This is a genomic window from Bacillus sp. B1-WWTP-T-0.5-Post-4 (assembly GCF_009183795.1).
GTDB classification, from domain to species: Bacteria; Bacillota; Bacilli; order Bacillales; family Bacillaceae_G; genus Bacillus_A; species Bacillus_A cereus.
Genome location: NZ_WEIJ01000013.1, coordinates 66297 through 85727, shown reverse-complemented (window position 1 = coordinate 85727; position 19431 = coordinate 66297). Strand labels below are relative to the sequence as shown.

Genomic DNA, 19431 nt, shown 5'->3' with positions numbered 1-19431 from the left:
TATAATTATAAATTAGACTAATAAAAATCATATATTAAGTAAAAAATTAACTAAAGTATTTGAAAGAATGACGAGGAAGAATATGCCTAGTATTAAATACAAATTTTATATTAGAGAATATTGAACCGAGAGAGGTTTTGTATATAATTGAAATGTCTGTAGTTATTAATTGTTTTTTATTATTTCAGTTCCTAGAAGGGATAAATAATAAAAATAATGAAACTTATGTTTGAAATAAAATCAGTTATCCTCAAAAAATTACTAATAATACAGTGCAGTGCTTAAGACAGAGAGCTCAAGATATGATAAAAACTTAAATAAACGTCTGTAGTTTAATTAGTTTAAAGGAGGTTTGATTTTTAACTTTTATGGTAAAATAGAAAGTGTGTTCGGTTTTCAGAAACTTGATTATATATAATCTTAGCCTATTTCCAAATCGTATGAATTAGTGAAAGATTGTAATCGATTGTCCTATAAAATGAGAGGGTTTTATGCATGTTACAAAATAATTTAGTATTAAAGCAAAAAGTGGATAAGCTCTGGAAGAAATTCTGGAGTAATGGTATATCCAATCCTTTAACAGCCATTGAACAAATTACTTATCTTCTTTTTATTAAAAGAATTGATGATCTCGATTTAGAAAATAAGAATAAAGCTCAATCCAGTGGTGAATATTATAAATCGAAGTTTGAAGGCAAATTTATGGTTCCTGGTACAAAAGAGGAAATTGATAAAGAAACATTAAGGTGGAGCTATTTTAAAGGAATGAATTCTGAGGATCTAATTCCTCATATAAATACTAAAGTTTTTCCTTTTCTAAAATCATTAAGTGTGGAGACGGCTCCTTTTGCTAAGCATATGAAGAACGCTGTGTTTGCAATTTCAAAACCCAAATTGTTAGAAGAAACGATTCAAATAATAGAAGAAATTTTTGAGGAAATTAAAAAAGATTCGATTGAAAGAAATCAAAGTTTTCAAGATATCCAAGGTGATGTATACGAACTCCTTATTAATGAAATTTCTAGCTCGGGTAAAAACGGTCAATTTCGTACACCCAGACATATCATTAAACTTATAAATGAACTTTTGGAACCGGAAATTGGTAATAAAATTGCGGATCCTGCATGTGGATCGGGAGGTTTTTTACTGGGAGCTTACCAATATATTGCAACTAAACTTGATAAGAATAAAGATACCGTTATTCAAGATGAGGATGGATTTTATCGTAGTTCTGTAAGTGGTCTATTGTCAGAGGATATTAAAAATATTCTTGGAAAGAGTTTGTATGGCTATGATATTGATATAACTATGGTTCGTTTGGGTTTAATGAATTTAATGATGCATGGTATTGATAATCCCAATATAGATTATAAGGATACATTAAGTGAAGCATATAATGAAGAAAATAAATATGATATCATCATGGCCAATCCTCCTTTTACAGGTAGTGTAGATCAAAGTGATATAAACTCAAAATTAAAAGTAAAAACTACAAAAACAGAACTTTTATTTATAGAGCGTATTTATAATATGCTTCGGGTTGGGGGCAGTGCAGGAGTCATAGTGCCTCAAGGAGTTCTCTTTTCGACAGGTAAAGCATTTGTAGCTATAAGAAAAATGTTATTAGAAAAAACGGAACTTAAAGCAATTATTAATATGCCAAGTGGTGTTTTTAAGCCTTATGCTGGAGTAAGTACAGCAATCCTTATTTTTACTAAAGGTGGTCAAACAGAGCATGTATGGTTTTATGACATGCAAAGTGATGGTTATACACTCGATGACAAACGTATGAAGGAATCGGGTTATGGAGATTTGCAGGATATCGTTAGTAAATATCATCAAAAAAGCGAGAAGAAAAAAAATAGTCGTACAGATAAAAGCTTTTTAGTAGCAAAGAATGAAATTAAAGATTTAGGTTATGATTTCAGTATTTCTAGGTATAAAGAAGAAGAAATTGTAGACGATACTTATGAGGAGCCTAAGGATATAATTTTTGATATCGAAAAGTTAGAGAAAGAAATAGAAGAAAAGCTCATTGAATTAAGGAGTATATTCGATGAAATGGATTAAACTAGGAGATATTATTGATATTACTAAAGGAAAAAAACATAATTTGATTGAAAACCCTTCTAGAGATTCAAAGCGGGTAATTTTTACAGAGGATTTAAGAAGTGATGAAAATATAAAATATACAAATGATGAAGCAGGAATTTTTGTAGAGAAGAGTGATATTTTAATAGCTTGGGACGGTGCTAATGCAGGGATAGTTGAGTATGGGAAATCAGGTTTTATAGGAAGCACGATTGGGCGGTTAAGAATTAAGGAGCAAGATAAATATTATCCACCATATATTGGTGTTTTTCTTAAAAAGCAATTTAATTATTTTCAAAGAACCTCAAATGGTGCTGTTATGCCTCATATTAATAGAAATGCATTAACCAATTTAAAAATTCCAGTTGTTAAATATGTCGATCAATATCGAATAGCTCAGGTTCTTTCGCAGAGCGATTCCTTAATAAAAAAAAGAAAAGAAAGTATAAGGCTGTTGGACGATTTATTACTAAGTACTTTTTTGAAAATGTTTGGTTCTAAATCAAAAAAGTATCAAGAATGGCCTTTATTAGATATAAAGCAAATTGCAAAAAAAGAAAAAAATAGTATTCGTACAGGTCCTTTTGGTAGTAATTTAAAACATAGTGAATTTACATCAACTGGTGCTGTTGCTGTTTTAGGTATTGATAATGCAGTAAAGAATAAGTTCGAATGGAAAGAAGCTAGATTTATAAGCCATGAAAAGTATGAAGAACTGAAAAAATACAAAATTCATCCAAGAGATATTATAATCACTATTATGGGTACAGTTGGGAAATCGGCAGTTATTCCAGAGGATATTCCTTTGGCTATTAATACCAAGCATCTTGCAGCTATTACTCTTGATGAATCCTTAGTAAACCCATACTTTATTTCATTTGCAATCCATTCAAGCCCTCTGGTAAAAATGCAACTATTTAAAAGAAATAGAGGAGCTGTTATGAGTGGGTTGAATTTAGGAATAATAAAGGAATTGAAGATTAAGGTACCACCTTTATCATATCAAAATAAATTTGAAGCTATATTAAAAAAAATAGAAGATATTAAGAAAAAATATGAAGATAGTCTTCAATTATTAGAAATATTATATAAAAAATTAGAGAATAAAGTATTTCTAGGTAAAATAAATTTAAACAAAATTTCTATTGAAGGATTAGAAAGTATAAAGTTTATTCAAAAGGAAGTAAAAGAAAAAAATAAAAATAAAAATCAGCAAATAGATATTATATCCATTATTAAATCTAAACAAGGCGAAGAGCTAAGTATGGTTCAATTGATAAAGAGTTTAGAAAAAAGTGGATTACAAGAGTTACCTGATCATGATGAGATAAAAAATATTGTTTTTTCCTTGCTAAAAGGTCCTTCTCCTATTTTATCTCAATACTTTGATGAGATAAAAAATGAAGTTGTATTGAAGGTGAATCGATGAAGTTACTACGACTAAAAATAGATGATAAATTTAGAAGTCTTCAAAAAGGATTTGAAGTACATTTTTTTAATCCACAAATGGATGAGGAAATTCATGAATTTAATCCGTATATTTTAGTTGGACCAAATGGTAGTGGGAAATCTAATGTTTTAGAAGCACTAGCCTCTATTTTTTATCATATTGAATGTATTTATCTCAAATATCGTCCTGAAAATTTTAGATATGATGAAGAGGAAAACCCAGATGGTTTTAGAGGTGAAAAAGCTACCCCAGACGCTTTTGAATTAGAATATCTAATTGCTGTCCCAAATGAGTTAAATCATAAAAATGAAGTTGGATATGCTCATATAAAAATTGTTAAAAAGGAGAATAAAAAACCTCAGATACATTGGGTTAATCAAAAAAGGTTTAGTAATGAAGAGACTTTAAGAAGTGGTTCCTTAAGTGCAAGTGAAATCAAGGAGTTACTTCCTAAGTATATTATAGGATATTCTTCTGGTGAAAATGAAATTTTGAGTTTACCATTTTATAAAATGCGGTTTATTCATTTTGATGAATATAAAGACTTTCTTATCAAGGATATTTTTTATGGACAAGCACCCGAAGGTAGATTAATTTATTTAGATGATCATTTAAGTCAAGCTATTTTATTGAGTAATCTTTTATTACAGCCTAAGGAAATTTTAGCTCCTTTTGAAAAAGAATTGAATTTAAGAGGTGTAAAAGAGTTCCGCCTTGTTATAGGAAAGCATCGGTATGAGGAAATACATGATGAACTTTTATACACACTTGATGCTAAGGATAAGAGAAATACTAAAATAAGAAAAGAACTTACATCAAATCTTTTAACAACAATTGAAAAGTTGAAAAAATGTTCTACAATTAAGAATACTATATATGATGAAGAGGGTTTGAAGACTTTTTTAATACTTGATTTTTATGTTAACGAGGAGACTAAAAAAGCATTTAAATTTCATTTTAATAATAGTGCTTTAGAACTGTTTCAGGCGTTGCAAATATTATATACATTAAATTATTACATAATTAATCAAGATACTAAAGATAGATTGTACAAATCAAAAAATATTTATTTAAAGCAAGACATGACATCGATATCTTTAGATGAGAAAAGTATTTTTCGAATAAAAGAATTTAGATTAGATAAGGACGGAATCGAAGATATAATCTACACTAAATCATTATCAGATGGCGAACATCAATTTATACATGCTTTAGGTTTATCTTTACTTTTTAAAGATGAGCCTTGTTTATTTCTTTTAGATGAACCTGAGACGCATTTTAATCCAGAATGGAGAGCAAAGTTTATTTCTTGTTTGCGTGAATGTTTTCAGAAAGAGAAGAATAAAAGTACAGTACGTGACATGCTTATAACGACTCATACACCTTTTTTAGTTTCAGATAGTCGTAAAGAATATGTACTACTTTTTAATCGGGATAATATAGATCAAGTAGTTAAAGCTACTCGCCCAAGTTTTAATACTCTAGGTGCATCAACTCATAAAATTACCATGGACTTATTTGGACGACGTGAAACTATAGGGGATCATGCACTAAGTGAGATTAATAAATTAGAAAATCGTTATCTAAATGGTGAAAACGTTGCAGGAATTGTAAGTGATGCACACATACTATTAGGTGATTCTGTTGAAAAAATTCTATTTATAAATAAGATTCTTAATCATGGGGATGGAAAATAATGCTTTTTGGCTATAAATATATTTCTCACAGTTTAGAGAAGGTGCAAGAGTATATTGATTTTTTATTTCTAGAAATCTGGGTTAAAGCAGAAGGTGAATTCGATATAGAAAAATTAAATGATTTGCCAGAGTTTAAGGACTTGCTTTTAGATATACAAAAAGGGCGGGTAACTAATGATTACTTGTTAGGTCCTATCTCTAGGATTTATAATCATTTCAAAAACTTAAGTGAAAAGCAGTTAAATGATTTGAGAATGGGGTATATAAAAAATAATTCAATTGAAGAATTGTGTGCTAATGTCGATGGGTATGAGCCCTTAACTTATAAAGATATTGAAGGATTTAATAAAGACTTAGCCGGTGAGTTAAAAACTTTTTTCATTAATTTATTTGAGCATGTTATACATTTAAGTGATGTTAAAAAGAAAATAGGAACAATAAATGATCATTATAAACAGCTAGTTGGTACTAATAATATAGGAATATGTCCATTTTGTGGTTTAAACGAAATCAAAGGGAGTTTTAGTTCTAAAAGGGAAGCATATGATCACTTCTTACCAAAGAGTACTTATGCCTTCAATTCAATAAATATGAAAAATTTAGCTCCAATTTGTCATGAGTGTAACTCATCGTATAAGTTAGCTAAAAATCCTTTGTATAGCGTAGATAAAGCTAAATCATCTAAAATACGAAGAAAGGCATTTTTTCCTTTTACGGAGGAAGTTATTGATATAAGCGTGAATATGGAACTTAACTCTAGTAATATTGAAAATTTACAAGGTAATGATATTGAATTAAATATTCAATCACAAAACTTTAAAGAAGAGACAGAAACATGGAAAGATATTTTTGGTATCGAAGAGAGATATAAAGATAAGATTATTAAGGGTAATGGAGCTTACTATTGGTATAGTCAAGTAACTCAAGAATTTTCAAGTTATATGTCCCCGAAAGAGGCACTTGAATTGATAAAGACAATGGCAGAGAATAATAAATTTGCAGAGCAAAACTTTTTGAAGATTGCTTTTTTAGAAGCATGTGATAAAAGAAAGCTGATAGGCTAAAAAGGAATAAGTTTTTTTAGCAATTATTCGGAGATTGAGGAAATAAAATTGTTCGTAAAACATATACTAATGAACCTAAAAAATTAAATAACTTTATTATTCCTAAAAAGTCATCAAATGAAAGTAGAAAATAAATTTGAAACAACTTTAATAACCTCCTACCAAATTAATAAATAGAACGTTACTGCATTTCTAGAAACGAAATTAAACAACTTTATTATTATTAAACAATAGTTATGCGTTTGAAATAAATTAAAACTAAGAAAAAACTCTGTAAAAATCATTTTACAGAGTTTTTTTAGTTATTTATTGTTTTACATAACAAATTGTTACTTGTTCGTCTATGTGGAAAATCTGTAACGCTTTACCATCTAAATTTTTAACCTCATATGATGAATAAATAGGTCTTTCCAATTTCACTTCTTGACCATTTTGAGTTCCTTTTTCCACCATTAGCGTTAACTGATGGGAAGAAACGTCTGCTTGGTATGTTCCTGTTAAGTAATTATCTTTATTGGGATAAGAACCATTTGCATATGTTTCAAATGTCTTATCTGCTTTTAGGACTAACGTAGTTTTGACTCCGTCTCCGTAATCAATACCCCAATTACCTACAAGCTCTGTACCGTCTTTATAGTTGTTCTGTACATTCTTAAACTTAGCGGAATCCTCGTCTGGTGTATCAATTTTCCCTTTGAATATACCAGTTTTATCTTGGGTACTGTATGTTTTAACTGTATTACCACTAGATAAACTCGGTGAGTTAGAAGAACTAGTACCACTTGTTGTAGAAGTAGTTGTTGAACCACCCTTAGCTTCCGCTTTTAACTTATTAAATACAGGTTTCCAAATGCGTTTTGCTTCATCTAATTTATTGTTTGCTTTATCTATGATTGCATCATCCGTATCTTTAAGTGTTTTAGAGTAATCAAATAACTTCGATACTTCTTTAAAAGATTCTTTTAACTTTTGAACAGCTTTTACAATTTCCTTATGATCTTCCTTGTATTTTCCTGGTGCATCTATACGCTCTATTTTATTAAATACTTTATCTAAGTCTTTAATACTATCTCGTACCTCTTCATTTGACTTACTTCCCTTTTTATTATCCCTCACAGAGGCATCATAGTAATCTAGACGTCTTAATAAGTCTTCTTCAATGTCTACCATAAGTTGTGGGTAATCCTCAGGTAAAACCATAATCATCTTAACATCTTTACTTTCTTCTTTTGAGTTAGTTGATTTTTCCTTTGTTTCAGATGATTTACCTTCTGACTTAGTTGAATTTGTTCCTTCTGTCTTAGTTTCTTTACTTTCTTGTTTACCAGATTCAGCATTTGTTTTTTCTTTTTCTCCAAATAAATTTGTTACACTACAAGCTGACATAGAAACTACTAATCCGGATGCTAGTAAAATTTTACCTGTACTCTTTTTGAAATTCTTCATATGATTTTTCAATTCTCCCTTTGAAAACATAAAATAGATGTGCTTTAGCCCCTTTAAAACTAAAAAACATACCCCTTCTATATTTATTTTATAATACCTTTCTACGTATAATATTTTACAATTAATTACAGATACGGTCAAAATTTATCTTAGTTTAACGATGTTCACAAAAAAGATGCGAAGCTTTATTCCTTCAAGTAAAGATTCTAAGTGAGTTTTGATTAAAATTTTTTTATAAAAATCTCATACTTAGTTAAAAAGAGTAATTCTATTTTGATCAATCGTTTTTTCAAAATGAATTTTTTTGTTGTTAAATAAAGATTTGTGACTTCATTTCTATCAAATTTTATTCCAAACCAACATATAGTTATAGCTTTAAAATAAATTTACAAATTTGTATCTAAAAGGGGTGTTTTTGTGTCGAAAAAGAACATCTAGAATTGGTAAGTGGATAGAACTCCATAAATTAAAGTTTTACTTTATCGACTTCACTTTTATTTATCTGAATTTTCCGTTACCATTTTAAGTATTCGTGAACAATTTCCTTTATTACGACAAAAAGAGACGAGAGATTTATGGACATTTCGAGGGGGTATATTGATGAAAGTGAATGAAAAAACATATTTAAGTATAGAAGAGGTTATTTCATTACCAACCGTATCAAGTACAAACATAAGTGATGATGGTAAAAACGTAGCATTTGTTCAGAAGACGGCTGATTGGAAAGACAATATATATAGGAATCATGTATGGATATATGAAAAAGATAAGAAGCAGAGTTACCCATTATCAAATAGTGATATAGATAGTACACACCCATTATGGTCTCCAGATGCTAGGTGCATCGCATATCTTAGTCCAGTTGGTGATGGGGAAAATCAGATATTTGTTAAGTCACTAGATGGTTATAGAGATGTTCAAATTACTGATGAGAAAGAAGGAGTCAGTACATTCAAATGGGGTCCTACTGGAAAGGGTCTTTATTATGTTACGCAGTCAAAAGAATGTGAGGAGATAAAGAAACGTAAGGACCTATATGGAGATTTTCAACATATAGGTAAGGAACACCAGAATAATGGTTTATATTACATTGAAATAGAAAAGGTGATACAAAGTGATACAGATGAACACGAGAACAGAGTTGTTTATCAATTAACGGATGGTAAGGATTTTCATATCCATGAATTTGATATTTCAAAGGATGGTAAAAAGGTTGTATTTATGGCGACACCAAGCTCAAATATGGCAGATTATATAAATGGAGATCTATACATACTCCATATTAAAGCTGGAGAGCTACAAAAGCTGAATGTGGATAAGTTGTTGGGAGGGAGTGTTTGCTTTTCTCCTGACGGCAGTAAAATATGTTACACAGCAAGCATAAGAGAGAAGGATTACTATAGAAACCATATACAAGATAGTACGTTAGAGATATATGATATAAATACCGGAAAGGTAATTCAACCTGTAATAAATTTTGATAGTACGGTTATGCCATTACAGTGGACAGCTAAAGGGGTTTTAATTAGGTGGCAGAATAAAACGAATTATCTTATTGGTTTGCTAGCCGAAGATGGCACTGTGGAAATATTAAGCGAAAAAGTAGATGGCTTTATAATGGATGCTTCTATAACAAAGGATGGCAAACATATATCCTACAATAAGGCAATAACAAATGAAACCTTTGAAATCTATTTAGACGATAAAAAAATAACGGATGAAAATAGCTTTTTCAAAGGGAAACTTAGAAGTAACAGGGAAATCATCTCATGGCAAAGTAGTGATGGTCTTGAAATAGAAGGTGTTTTATCAACGCCAGTAGAGTTTGACACTAATAAAAAATATCCTTTATTAGTAGTAATTCACGGCGGTCCGGCTTGGGCATCTTTTCCGATATTTTCAGACTGCTTCAATGAGAAATATCCGATTGAACAGTTTGTTGAAAAAGGCTTTATCGTTTTAGAACCAAATTACAGAGGAAGTTCAGGTTATGGTAATGAATTTTTAAAAGCTAACTATAGAAAACAGGGGATTGCTGACTACGATGATGTTATATCTGGAGTGGATGAACTAGTAGAAAAAGGGATGGTAGACAAGGATAGAGTAGGAGTTATGGGATGGAGCAACGGTGGATATGTATCAGCTTTCTGTTCTACGTTTAGTAGTCGGTTTAAAGCTATTTCAGTTGGCGGTGGAATCACTAACTGGAGTACCCATTATGTAAATACAGATATACCTTACTTTATTAGAATGTATTTAGGAAATACTCCATGGAATGATCCAGAGATATATACGAAGACATCACCTATGACGTATATTAAATCAGCTTGTACGCCTACCTTAATTCAACATGGGGAAAAGGATGCAAGAATTCCAATTACAAATGCATATGATCTATATCAAGGATTAATGGATATGGAAGTTGATACAGAATTAATTATATTTAAAGGAATGGCATATAGTTCTGACCAACCAGGAGTTCATGTGGCTATTATGAAGCAGAACTTGATGTGGTTTTCACACTATATTCTTGAGGAGAGTATGGAGGGCTTTAGGACTTTGTAATGGATGTTTGTACAAGACATAAGGTTGAAACGGTCTTCATATTGAGATGATTTATTATAAAATATATACTTAAACTACTATCAGTACATACATCAGGGAGGACTAATATGACAGGAAATAAAAATGACTTACTAGTAGAAAAACGTGAAGAGTTATTGAAAGTATTGCAAGCTCGTTTTGAGAAAAACATGAACCGCCATGAAAGTCTTGAATGGGCTAAAGTTGAAGCGAAGCTGACTACTAATAATGAAAAAATGTGGTCACTTAACGAAATGGAAGTAACTGGTGGTGAGCCGGATGTTGTTGGTTATGATGAAGAAAAGGACGAATATACTTTCTATGATTGTTCAAAGGAGAGTCCTAAAGGCCGCAGAAGTCTTTGTTATGATCTTGAAGCGTTAGAATCAAGAAAAAAACATAAACCAGAAAATAACGTTATTGATGTTGCCAATGCTATGGGCATTGAGTTATTAACGGAAGAACAATATCGAGAGTTACAACAACTTGGAGATTTTGATATGAAATCATCGAGTTGGGTACAAACACCTTCAGATATTAGAGAGCTTGGTGGTGCTCTATTTTGCGATTATCGCTTTGGACATGTTTTCGTGTACCACAATGGAGCAGACTCTTACTATGCTGCCAGAGGTTTTCGTGGTTCGTTAAAAGTTTAAATTAGGATAAATAAGAAAAAGAGCCTATATTCAGGCTCTTTTTCTTATTTATATTTTAAAAGTAAACTGTTACTACGCAGTTTTACTTAATTTATATGTTCTGTGGTTGTTTTTACGGAAAAGTTTAGGGAAAACATAGCCATCTAATCCAATACGTCCAGCGTTCTGCCCTGCAACTAAAATGAACATAGTCAAAATAAGCAGGTTTGGGTTTACACTAACGGTTCCACTTAATAAAAATGAAAGATTCATTATGATTCCGAAAAATGCAGCTGTTTTTGTTAATCCGCCTAAAATCAAACCTAGACCTACTAAAATTTCTCCCCATTGAACTAAAAAGCTAAATAGGTCTGCGTTTGGAAGGACAAAATGTTGAAGGAAATCTGCCCACCAACTTTGTACTGCAGGATGGTCACCTGATGCTTGAGCAATAGCACCCTTTAGAAAACCGCTTGCGTCAAAAGATTGTCCGAAGACTTTGCCTATCCCAGCAGCGAGCCATGTATATCCTATGTAAAGCCGTAAAAGTAATAATATGAAAGTAGCACGTTTATCAGTTCTTAAAAAATTGATAACCATTGAAATCCCTCCAATATTGTATTTACATGTTTATTATATATCCATTGTGAATAAATTCACAATGGAGGAAGTGTGAACGAATATATGTTTTGAGTAATTGTTTTATTTTTTGTAACATTTCATCTTTTTTGATAGACTAATAATAGAGATATATCAAAAGGAGGCAAAGACTAGATATGTGGATGAACTTGTAATGATTAGAAACTAGATAGATGAATTTTGCTCTCATAAGCGAGGGTTTATTTAGTTATCTGTAAATCATTCAAGGAATGCATATTTGGATTGTACATCCCTTTTATAAGGATAGGTGCCTATTTTATGTATCTGTCTTTTTTGTGGGAAAGTTTATATCTCTTATATAAAATATGCGTCCTTTAAACTTGGAGGAGTATATGATGAACCAATTGAAAAATAAAGTAGCAGTTATTACAGGGGTAAGTCGTCTAGATGGTATAGGCGCAGCGGTTTGTAAAGAATTAGCTGAATCAGGATACGATATATTTTTTACGTATTGGACAGCTTACGATAAAGAGATGCCTTGGGGCGTTGATAAAAATGAACAAATACAATTAAAAGAAGAGTTACTAAAAAACGGTGTTAAAGTCTCAAGTATGGAGTTAGATTTAACTCAGAATGATGCACCGAAAGATCTTATAAATAAAGTTACTGAACAATTAGGGTACCCTCATATATTAATTAATAATGCAGCATATTCTACGAATAATGATTTCTCTACGTTGACTGCTGAAGAATTAGATAAGCATTATATGGTAAATGTTCGTGCGACTACATTGCTCAGTAGTCAATTTTCCCGGGGATTTGATAAGAAATATGGTGGTAGAATTGTTAATATTACTTCGGGGCAATTTCAAGGTCCTATGGCAGGAGAACTAGCTTATGCGACAACGAAGGGAGCTATTGATGCTCTTACTAGTACGTTGTCAGCAGAGGTAGCTCATTTAGGAATAACAGTGAATGCAATTAATCCAGGACCAACCGATACAGGATGGATGACTGAAGAGATAAAACAAGGGTTAAAGCCGCTGTTTCCTTTTGGCAGAATTGGTGAGCCAAGGGATGCAGCTAGACTCATTAAATTTTTAGTAAGTGAAGAGGCCGAGTGGATTACTGGGCAAGTTATTCATTCAGAAGGTGGATTTAAAAGATAAAAAAGAAGGCATCTCACCTTGGTGAGATGCCTTCTTTTTTTAATCTTTCTTCAATCTTCGTGCAACACCATTCCCTAAAGACTGTAATCCTTGAACGAGGATAATTAAAATAAAGACGGTTGCATACATTACTTCAGGCTCGTAGCGTAAATGTCCGAAGCGGTATGCTAAATCCCCTAGCCCGCCAGCACCTACAAGGCCAGCCATTGCTGTTGCGCCGATTAAGCCGATCGTTGCGATTGTTAATCCGAGTACAAGGGAGGGACGTGCTTCTTTCACCATAACGTGCCAAATAATTTTTATAGTAGAAACGCCCATCGCTTGGTAGGCTTCAATGACACCGCGATCGACTTCTAGTAAAGCTGTCTCCATTAAACGTGCGATATAAGGGGCTGTGAAGACGACAAGCGGTACGATAACACCTTGCACGCCAATGGACGTTCCCATTAGAAACTTTGTAAAAGGCAAAATAAAGAATAATAGAATGATAAATGGAAGAGAGCGAATAACATTAATAACCGTATTAAGAATAGGATAGATGATTTTATTTTCATGCTGTCCACCAGGTCTCGTTAAAACAAGTGTAACACCAAGTGGCAGTGCAATAAGGATCGAGATGAGTAATGAAATAGATGTCATTTGAAAGGTTTGGATCGTAGCTTCCCATATGACTTTACCCCACTCATCCAAAAAGGACTTGTTTCCCATAGTCTGTTCTACCTCCTTCTACGATGATTCCTTGCTCTTGTAAAAATGATAAAGCACGGTGGATTTCATTTTGTTCCCCTTGCATATGAACGACTAGTTTCCCATATGCTTCATGTTTTAACTGCGTAATATTACCGGATAAAATATTCGGATACACTTGGAAACGTTTTGTGGCAACGGCTAAGGCAGGTTCCCCTGAAGTAGTGCCAATAAATGAAAGTGTTACAATTTCTCCAGTACTTTGTAGTTCTTTCTGTACCTCTTCTGGAATTTTCGCTGCAAATGCGCTATTTACAAATTTCTTCGTTGTTACATGTTGTGGGTTTGTGAAAATATCTTTTACAGTCCCACTTTCGACTACAGATCCATGTTCCATAACAGCAACGCGGTCACATATACGCTGGATGACATTCATTTCATGTGTAATGAGTAAAATCGTAATTCCGATTTCTTCGTTAATCTTTAATAGCAAATCAAGGATAGAATCGGTTGTTTCGGGATCTAATGCGCTCGTTGCTTCATCACTTAATAACACTTCAGGTTCATGTGATAGCGCACGAGCAATTGCAACACGCTGTTTTTGACCACCAGAAAGTTCGCTTGGATACGCATCTTTTCGATTAAAAAGATCGACAATGCGTAAATACTTTTCTACTCTTTTTTCAATTTCTGCTTTTGGAATGCCAGCAAGCCGTAACGGTAATGCGATATTTTCATAAACGGTAACAGTTTTAAGTAAATTGAATCCTTGAAAGATCATTCCGATTCTTTGTCTCGCTTTTGCTAGTTCTTTTGTCGATAACGTTGTTAAGTCTTGTTCGTTTACAATGATATTTCCTGTCGTTGGTTTTTCTAATAAATTTACACATCGAATCAATGTACTTTTACCAGCGCCACTATACCCAATGATTCCAAATACCTCGCCTTTTTCTACTTTAAGGGAAGTAGACTTAAGAGCCTCAACATTCCCTTTTTTTGTTGTAAATACTTTGGATATGTTTTTTAATTCAATCATTATCGTCAGCTCCTACCAAGATGGTAAAACTGAACCATCAAATTTTTTCTCGATAAACTCTTTTACTTCTTTAGATTGATAAGCTTTCTTTAATTTATTTACAACGGCATCATCTTTATTTTCAGTACGAACAACAACCCAGTTCACATAGGGTGAATCTTTTCCTTCGCGGAAAATAGAATCTTTCGCTGGACTTAATTTTGCACCTAATGCAAAGTTTGTGTTAATTGCAGCTGCTTTCACTTCACTTAGTTGCGTTGGTAATTGAGATGCCTCTAATTCGACAATCTTTAATTTTTTTGGATTTTCAATTACATCTTTTGCAGTCGCTTTTTCTGTAGCCTTTGGATCAACTTTTAAAACCCCTGCTTTTTCAAATAATTTTAAAGCTCGAAGTTCATTCGTTGGATCATTTGGTACAGCAATTGCATCGCCCTCTTTCAAGTCTTTTACATCTTTTATATCTTTAGAATATACGCCCATAGGGAATGTTACTGTTGAAAATACTTCAGCTAATTTCATATTGCGTTCAGCTTTAAATACATCTAAATACGATTTCGTTTGGTAACTATTTACATCAAGGCTTTTTTCATCTAATGATACGTTTGGCGCTACATAATCATTAAATACTTTTATATCAATTTCGAGACCATCTTTTGCTGCAACTTCTTTTACCTTTTCAAAAATTTGTTCATGTGGTCCACCTGTTACACCGACAGTAATCTTTTTCTCGTCTAATGCTTTTACCTCTTTATTTGAACTCACGCTACATGCGCCTAATAATAATACTGCTCCGCTTACAATGCTTAATAATACCTTTTTCATCTATAAATCCCCCTTCATATACGTTCCAAAATAAAAAGCACCTCCCAAAATAAGAGAGGTGCCGAATAGACGAAATAGATTCCTCTCTTATCTTTCAAAACGAAAACTCGTTTTGCAGGAATTAGCACCTTAGCTTATACGTCATAAGCTCGGTTGCCGGGCATCATCGGGCCAGTCCCTCCGCCACTCTTGATAAGAGTATGTGTATGTAGTTTTGAATATGGTACTAATAGTAAATCGTACAAAAAGAATTGTCAATGATATTTTCAGAATATATTTTATTTTAAGGTAATCGAAACGTTCCCCTTTTTATGTCCTTTTTCTACATATATATGAGCTTCAGCAATTTCTTCTAATCGGTAAGTTCTATCAATAACAGGCTTTAGCTTTTCTGTTTCAGCTAGTTGTTTTAGTAGGTTCATATCTTCTTTACTGACCTTTGCCATCATTCCGTTCACAGATACATATTTTCCATTAGGCATTAATGCATCTGTACAAAGAGACTTTTTATATTTTCCAACTGCATCAAATATAATATCATAGTGCTCGCCCCGCTTAGTAAAATCTTCTTTCATATAATCAATTACGTTGTCTGCCCCTAAAGCTGTTACTAAATCGAAATTCGAACTACTACAAATGGCTGTGACAGTCGCCCCGAAGTATTTCGCAAGTTGTACGGCAGCTGTCCCTACTGACCCAGAGGCGCCGTATATAAGTACTCGTTGCCCTTTTTTTATCTGTCCTTTTCTAAGGAAGTGCAATGCTGAAGTTCCGCCAAAAGGAATAACGGCAGCTTCTTCATATGTCACATTGGTAGGTTTTAATGCTATTAATCCACTTTCATGCACGCATGTGTATTCCGCATAGCCACCAAGGTTTAGTTCTGTTAATGCAAAAACTGGATCTCCTTTTTTAAATTGTGTTACATCTGTTCCAATGTCTTCGATTTCACCGGATAATTCTACGCCAAGTATAGGTTTTCTCGGTTTTCTGAAACCTAATATGATCCGCATAGGAATCCAAAATAAGAGGGGGCTATTAAAGCCACGTATTCTACAATCTCCAGTTGATACACTTGTTGCGTGAATTTTAACTAATACTTCATTTTTTTTAGGTTTAGGCTTTTCTACATTTTGAAGCTGGAGAACATTAGGTGGTCCATACTTTGTGCAAATAATCGCTTTCATCCTGACCTCCTGAAATGAGTTGTTATTATTTACATCATATTTAAACTTTTTCTCAAACATGTTGTTATATAGGAAATAAATTTAAAGATAAATATTACGAATTATATAGATTTCATAGGAAAAGAGATGATATTATTTTTGGGAAGGAGGGGACGTTATGAAAAAATTTATTTTAATTTCAAGTTTAGTACTTGCAGTCGGTCTAGGAGTAGGGTGTAGTAATGAGAAAACAAAAAAGACTGATGAACCGAAAAAAGAAGCTGTGCAGAAAGAAAAGGAATTAACAGCGAAGGATGTTTTTAATAAAGCGAATGAAGCTTTTAAAAACGAAGAAAATGTAACGATGACATATGATGTGGGAATAAAGGCTGAAGGAACAGAGATGAATGTAATAAAGGCCAAAATGCAACTAGAGCCGAAGAAAAAAAATTCTCGTTCTGAAATGAATGTTTCTGGTACAGAGGTTGTTGTTTATGATGTGGGTGGCAAAATTGCTGGTCAGTTGAAAAATCCTAATACGGGTGAAGTTATGTCTGTACCAGAGGAACAATTAAATGCTAACGGAATGAACGCGACTCAAGGAATGGTAGATAATTTAGAGATTCCATCGGAAATTTTAAATAAAGTGAAGATGGAGAAAAGTGGAGATAATTATAAGCTGAAGTTTGCATTAAAAGGGCAAGAGACAGAGAGTATGTTAGCTAGTATGGATGAAAAGCAGAAACAAATGCTACAAGGCCAAAATGCAAAGATAGAAGAAATAGATGGGGAATATATTATTACAAAAGATTTTAAATATGAATCAGCAAAGATAGATATGGTTATGAGTAGCAATGGTGAGGATAAAGCGCATATTATTACGGATGCAAAGTTTACATCGTATGATAAATTTGATCCAATACAATTGCCAGCAGCAAAGTAATCACTGTCAAGAGAGGTACCTGAAAGAACGGGTATCTCTTTTTGTTGCTAATAAGGAGAGTGTCCTTTGAAAAAAAGAAAGATAGCAGTGGTCATTGTCGCATATACGGTTTTGCTTGCAACGTCTGTACATACGTATAAAAAACAAATTGATCATCCTATTATGAGTGATGTAGGTAAATTGCTTCCGACGAAAATAAAACGTGTTGAAAGTGCTACGGAAGAGCACTCGTTAATAAAATTAGTGCGAGATGCAAAAGTTTCAGGAGAGAAAATTTCCATTGCAGGCATGCAACATAGCCAAGGAGGACAGACATATTATCCGAATGGCACGATGCTCGATATGAAAGGATATAATAAAATATTAGAATTTGATCCAGAGAAGAAGCGGATTACAGTTCAAAGTGGTGTCACCTGGAATGATATTCAGAAGAAAATAAATCCTTATGGCCTTGCGGTACAGGTCATGCAGTCTCAAAATATTTTTACTGTTGGCGGTTCATTAAGTGTAAATGTACACGGGCGTGATATTCGTCATGAGGCACTGATTGATACAGTAGATTCATTTAGATTGTTAATGGCAGATGGCACGGTACGTAATGTAAGTAGAGAAGAAAATGCAGAGTTATTTCCATATGTCATTGGGGGTTACGGTTTATTTGGAGTTATTTTAGATATGACGCTGAAGTTAACAGAAGATGAATTATATGAAATGCACACGAGAATGATAGATTATAAAGAATACGCATCTTATTTCAAAGAGAAAGTGAAAAGAGATGAGAATGTTCGTATGCACTTAGCACGTATTTCTGTTGCTCCAAATTCATTTTTAAAAGAGATGTATGTGACGGATTATACTTTGGCACAAAATCAAAATATGAGAGAAGAGTACAGTGAATTAAAGGAAGAAAATATTATAGCTGCACCGAAATTTTTACTTGGGTTATCACGTTATAGTGATTGGGGAAAGAATACATTTTGGGATATACAAAGAGGTTATTTTGAACGTACAGATGGAAAGTATGAGACGCGTAATAATGTTATGAGATCAGATAGTGCTTTTATGGAATATGAAAATCCAAATAGGACCGAAGTGTTACAAGAATACTTTGTGCCTATAGATGCTTTCACAGAGTATATAGATGATTTACGTAACGTATTAAATGAAGAAGAGTTTAATTTACTCAACATTACGATTCGTTACGTGGAAAAGAATGAAAATGCAGTTTTGTCCTATGCGAAAGATGATATGTTTGCGCTGGTTCTTTTGATTAACCAGGGACGCTCAGAGAGTGAGATAAAGAGAACAGAGGATGTCATTCGGAAGATGATTGATGTTACTTTAAAGCATAACGGTAGTTACTATTTGCCGTACTATTCTTATCCAACGAAAGAGCAGTTAAAGAGGGCATATCCTCGTATTGAAGAATTTCTCAAGAAAAAGAAGGAAGTAGATTCAGAAGAGCGATTTGTTAATTTATTTTATAGGGAGTATACGAAATGACATATAGAAGATTTGTGGCTTCGCAAAGTATTATCATGATGGCAGGAAGTATGGTATTTCCTTTTTATATATTATTACTTCGAAACGTTGGAAATAGCTTCTCGCAATTTGGCTGGGCGTATGGCTTATTTGCTTTAACATCAGCGCTTGTATATCCACTAGTGGGAAAGGTATCTGATCAAGTAGGTGATAAAAAATTATTAATCATATACGCTTGGTCCATGGCAATCTTAATGCTTTGCTTTCCGATTGCCACGGAAGTATGGCATGTGTATATTCTTCAAATTGTAATGGGAGTTTTAGGTGCTGTGCAGCGTAATACTGAGAAGACTTCATTAGCACGAAAGGTTGCGCAGGAAAAGGCTGGTTATGAGATTGGAAAATACCATGTGTGGACATCCATTGGCGGAGCAGTAGCGGTTATTGCCACGGGATATTTAGTAGATTTCTTTACGATTGGTACAATTTTTTATATTGCATCTATTCTATATGTAGTGAGCGGGATTGTATTAGGTAGTAAAAAAATATAACTATTC

General features: G+C 32.9%; 16 protein-coding genes and 1 riboswitch. Of the genes, 10 read left to right on the top strand and 6 right to left on the bottom strand.

Features of this window, described 5'->3' with window-relative positions:
* The first annotated feature begins 495 nt into the window (after window positions 1–495).
* Genes GBN91_RS25610 through GBN91_RS25595 form a run of 4 tightly spaced genes read left to right on the top strand, consistent with a single transcriptional unit; the run spans window position 496 to window position 6302 of the window.
* Complete coding sequence (locus tag GBN91_RS25610; RefSeq protein ID WP_152122633.1) at window positions 496–2070, top strand: type I restriction-modification system subunit M; 1575 nt, start codon at window positions 496–498, stop codon at window positions 2068–2070.
* Entirely contained in the window at window positions 2057–3520 is a 1464-nt protein-coding gene (locus GBN91_RS25605; protein WP_152122631.1) for a restriction endonuclease subunit S, read from the top strand. Before GBN91_RS25610 ends, GBN91_RS25605 begins: the two co-directional genes overlap by 14 nt.
* Entirely contained in the window at window positions 3517–5238 is a 1722-nt protein-coding gene (locus GBN91_RS25600) for a restriction system-associated AAA family ATPase (RefSeq protein ID WP_152122629.1), read from the top strand. The genes GBN91_RS25605 and GBN91_RS25600 overlap by 4 nt, the downstream gene beginning before the upstream one ends.
* A complete protein-coding gene (locus GBN91_RS25595) occupies window positions 5238–6302 on the top strand; it encodes an HNH endonuclease (RefSeq protein WP_152122627.1) in 1065 nt (354 codons plus the stop codon). Before GBN91_RS25600 ends, GBN91_RS25595 begins: the two co-directional genes overlap by 1 nt.
* Window positions 6303–6608: 306 nt before the next feature.
* On the opposite strand, the gene GBN91_RS25590 is transcribed toward GBN91_RS25595, so the two are convergent.
* Complete coding sequence (locus tag GBN91_RS25590; protein WP_414635045.1) at window positions 6609–7760, bottom strand: DUF3994 domain-containing protein; 1152 nt, start codon at window positions 7758–7760, stop codon at window positions 6609–6611.
* A 588-nt stretch (window positions 7761–8348) separates the two neighbouring features.
* Between GBN91_RS25590 and GBN91_RS25585 the strand changes: the two genes are divergently transcribed.
* Both GBN91_RS25585 and GBN91_RS25580 read left to right on the top strand, forming a co-directional pair.
* Window positions 8349–10313 (top strand): S9 family peptidase, encoded by a 1965-nt coding sequence (locus tag GBN91_RS25585; RefSeq protein WP_152122625.1) that lies wholly within the window; start codon window positions 8349–8351, stop codon window positions 10311–10313.
* Between the two features lie 107 nt (window positions 10314–10420).
* A complete protein-coding gene (locus GBN91_RS25580; RefSeq protein WP_000147397.1) occupies window positions 10421–10987 on the top strand; it encodes a DUF4256 domain-containing protein in 567 nt (188 codons plus the stop codon).
* Window positions 10988–11059: 72 nt separating this feature from the next.
* Here GBN91_RS25580 and GBN91_RS25575 read toward each other — a convergent pair whose 3' ends face one another.
* Entirely contained in the window at window positions 11060–11566 is a 507-nt protein-coding gene (locus GBN91_RS25575; RefSeq protein ID WP_000236368.1) for a DoxX family membrane protein, read from the bottom strand.
* Window positions 11567–11958: 392 nt separating this feature from the next.
* On the opposite strand from GBN91_RS25575, the gene GBN91_RS25570 reads away from it, so the two are divergent.
* On the top strand, window positions 11959–12735 hold the full coding sequence (locus GBN91_RS25570) for an SDR family oxidoreductase (RefSeq protein WP_033686082.1): 777 nt from the start codon (window positions 11959–11961) through the stop codon (window positions 12733–12735).
* Between the two features lie 39 nt (window positions 12736–12774).
* Here the strand turns inward: GBN91_RS25570 and GBN91_RS25565 are convergent, their stop codons facing one another.
* The 4 genes from GBN91_RS25565 to GBN91_RS25550 all read right to left on the bottom strand — a co-directional run bounded on the left by GBN91_RS25565 (window position 12775) and on the right by GBN91_RS25550 (window position 16470).
* Window positions 12775–13443: a methionine ABC transporter permease gene (locus GBN91_RS25565; protein WP_048534860.1), complete on the bottom strand. Its 669-nt coding sequence runs from the start codon at window positions 13441–13443 to the stop codon at window positions 12775–12777.
* A complete protein-coding gene (locus GBN91_RS25560; protein ID WP_000571317.1) occupies window positions 13418–14458 on the bottom strand; it encodes a methionine ABC transporter ATP-binding protein in 1041 nt (346 codons plus the stop codon). The genes GBN91_RS25565 and GBN91_RS25560 overlap by 26 nt, the downstream gene beginning before the upstream one ends.
* 12 nt (window positions 14459–14470) lie before the next feature.
* Complete coding sequence (locus GBN91_RS25555; protein WP_000756997.1) at window positions 14471–15283, bottom strand: MetQ/NlpA family ABC transporter substrate-binding protein; 813 nt, start codon at window positions 15281–15283, stop codon at window positions 14471–14473.
* 84 nt (window positions 15284–15367) lie between these two features.
* A riboswitch (SAM riboswitch) is annotated at window positions 15368–15482 on the bottom strand.
* Between the two features lie 79 nt (window positions 15483–15561).
* Window positions 15562–16470 (bottom strand): NAD(P)-dependent alcohol dehydrogenase, encoded by a 909-nt coding sequence (locus GBN91_RS25550; RefSeq protein WP_000643859.1) that lies wholly within the window; start codon window positions 16468–16470, stop codon window positions 15562–15564.
* A 157-nt stretch (window positions 16471–16627) separates the two neighbouring features.
* On the opposite strand from GBN91_RS25550, the gene GBN91_RS25545 reads away from it, so the two are divergent.
* The 3 genes from GBN91_RS25545 (at window position 16628) to GBN91_RS25535 (ending at window position 19425) form a co-directional block, all read left to right on the top strand.
* Window positions 16628–17392, top strand: coding sequence for a DUF6612 family protein (locus GBN91_RS25545; protein ID WP_000713522.1), 765 nt, complete (start codon window positions 16628–16630; stop codon window positions 17390–17392).
* Between the two features lie 66 nt (window positions 17393–17458).
* The gene (locus GBN91_RS25540) at window positions 17459–18895 is read left to right on the top strand and encodes an FAD-binding oxidoreductase (protein ID WP_046392313.1); all 1437 of its coding nucleotides are present in this window, start codon (window positions 17459–17461) and stop codon (window positions 18893–18895) included.
* On the top strand, window positions 18892–19425 hold the full coding sequence (locus tag GBN91_RS25535; protein WP_065223227.1) for an MFS transporter: 534 nt from the start codon (window positions 18892–18894) through the stop codon (window positions 19423–19425). The genes GBN91_RS25540 and GBN91_RS25535 overlap by 4 nt, the downstream gene beginning before the upstream one ends.
* The last annotated feature ends 6 nt before the right edge of the window (window positions 19426–19431 follow it).

Excerpts from the sequence above, each read along its gene's own strand:
- GBN91_RS25610 (WP_152122633.1), top strand. The coding sequence starts at position 496 with ATGTTACAAAATAATTTAGTATTAAAGCAAAAAGTGGATAAGCTCTGG.
- GBN91_RS25535 (WP_065223227.1), top strand. The coding sequence starts at position 18,892 with ATGACATATAGAAGATTTGTGGCTTCGCAAAGTATTATCATGATGGCA.
- GBN91_RS25555 (WP_000756997.1), bottom strand. The coding sequence starts at position 15,283 with ATGAAAAAGGTATTATTAAGCATTGTAAGCGGAGCAGTATTATTATTA.
- GBN91_RS25570 (WP_033686082.1), top strand. The coding sequence starts at position 11,959 with ATGATGAACCAATTGAAAAATAAAGTAGCAGTTATTACAGGGGTAAGT.
- GBN91_RS25605 (WP_152122631.1), top strand. The coding sequence starts at position 2,057 with ATGAAATGGATTAAACTAGGAGATATTATTGATATTACTAAAGGAAAA.
- GBN91_RS25565 (WP_048534860.1), bottom strand. The coding sequence starts at position 13,443 with ATGGGAAACAAGTCCTTTTTGGATGAGTGGGGTAAAGTCATATGGGAA.
- GBN91_RS25595 (WP_152122627.1), top strand. The coding sequence starts at position 5,238 with ATGCTTTTTGGCTATAAATATATTTCTCACAGTTTAGAGAAGGTGCAA.
- GBN91_RS25580 (WP_000147397.1), top strand. The coding sequence starts at position 10,421 with ATGACAGGAAATAAAAATGACTTACTAGTAGAAAAACGTGAAGAGTTA.
- GBN91_RS25575 (WP_000236368.1), bottom strand. The coding sequence starts at position 11,566 with ATGGTTATCAATTTTTTAAGAACTGATAAACGTGCTACTTTCATATTA.
- GBN91_RS25545 (WP_000713522.1), top strand. The coding sequence starts at position 16,628 with ATGAAAAAATTTATTTTAATTTCAAGTTTAGTACTTGCAGTCGGTCTA.
- GBN91_RS25585 (WP_152122625.1), top strand. The coding sequence starts at position 8,349 with ATGAAAGTGAATGAAAAAACATATTTAAGTATAGAAGAGGTTATTTCA.
- GBN91_RS25600 (WP_152122629.1), top strand. The coding sequence starts at position 3,517 with ATGAAGTTACTACGACTAAAAATAGATGATAAATTTAGAAGTCTTCAA.
- GBN91_RS25550 (WP_000643859.1), bottom strand. The coding sequence starts at position 16,470 with ATGAAAGCGATTATTTGCACAAAGTATGGACCACCTAATGTTCTCCAG.
- GBN91_RS25560 (WP_000571317.1), bottom strand. The coding sequence starts at position 14,458 with ATGATTGAATTAAAAAACATATCCAAAGTATTTACAACAAAAAAAGGG.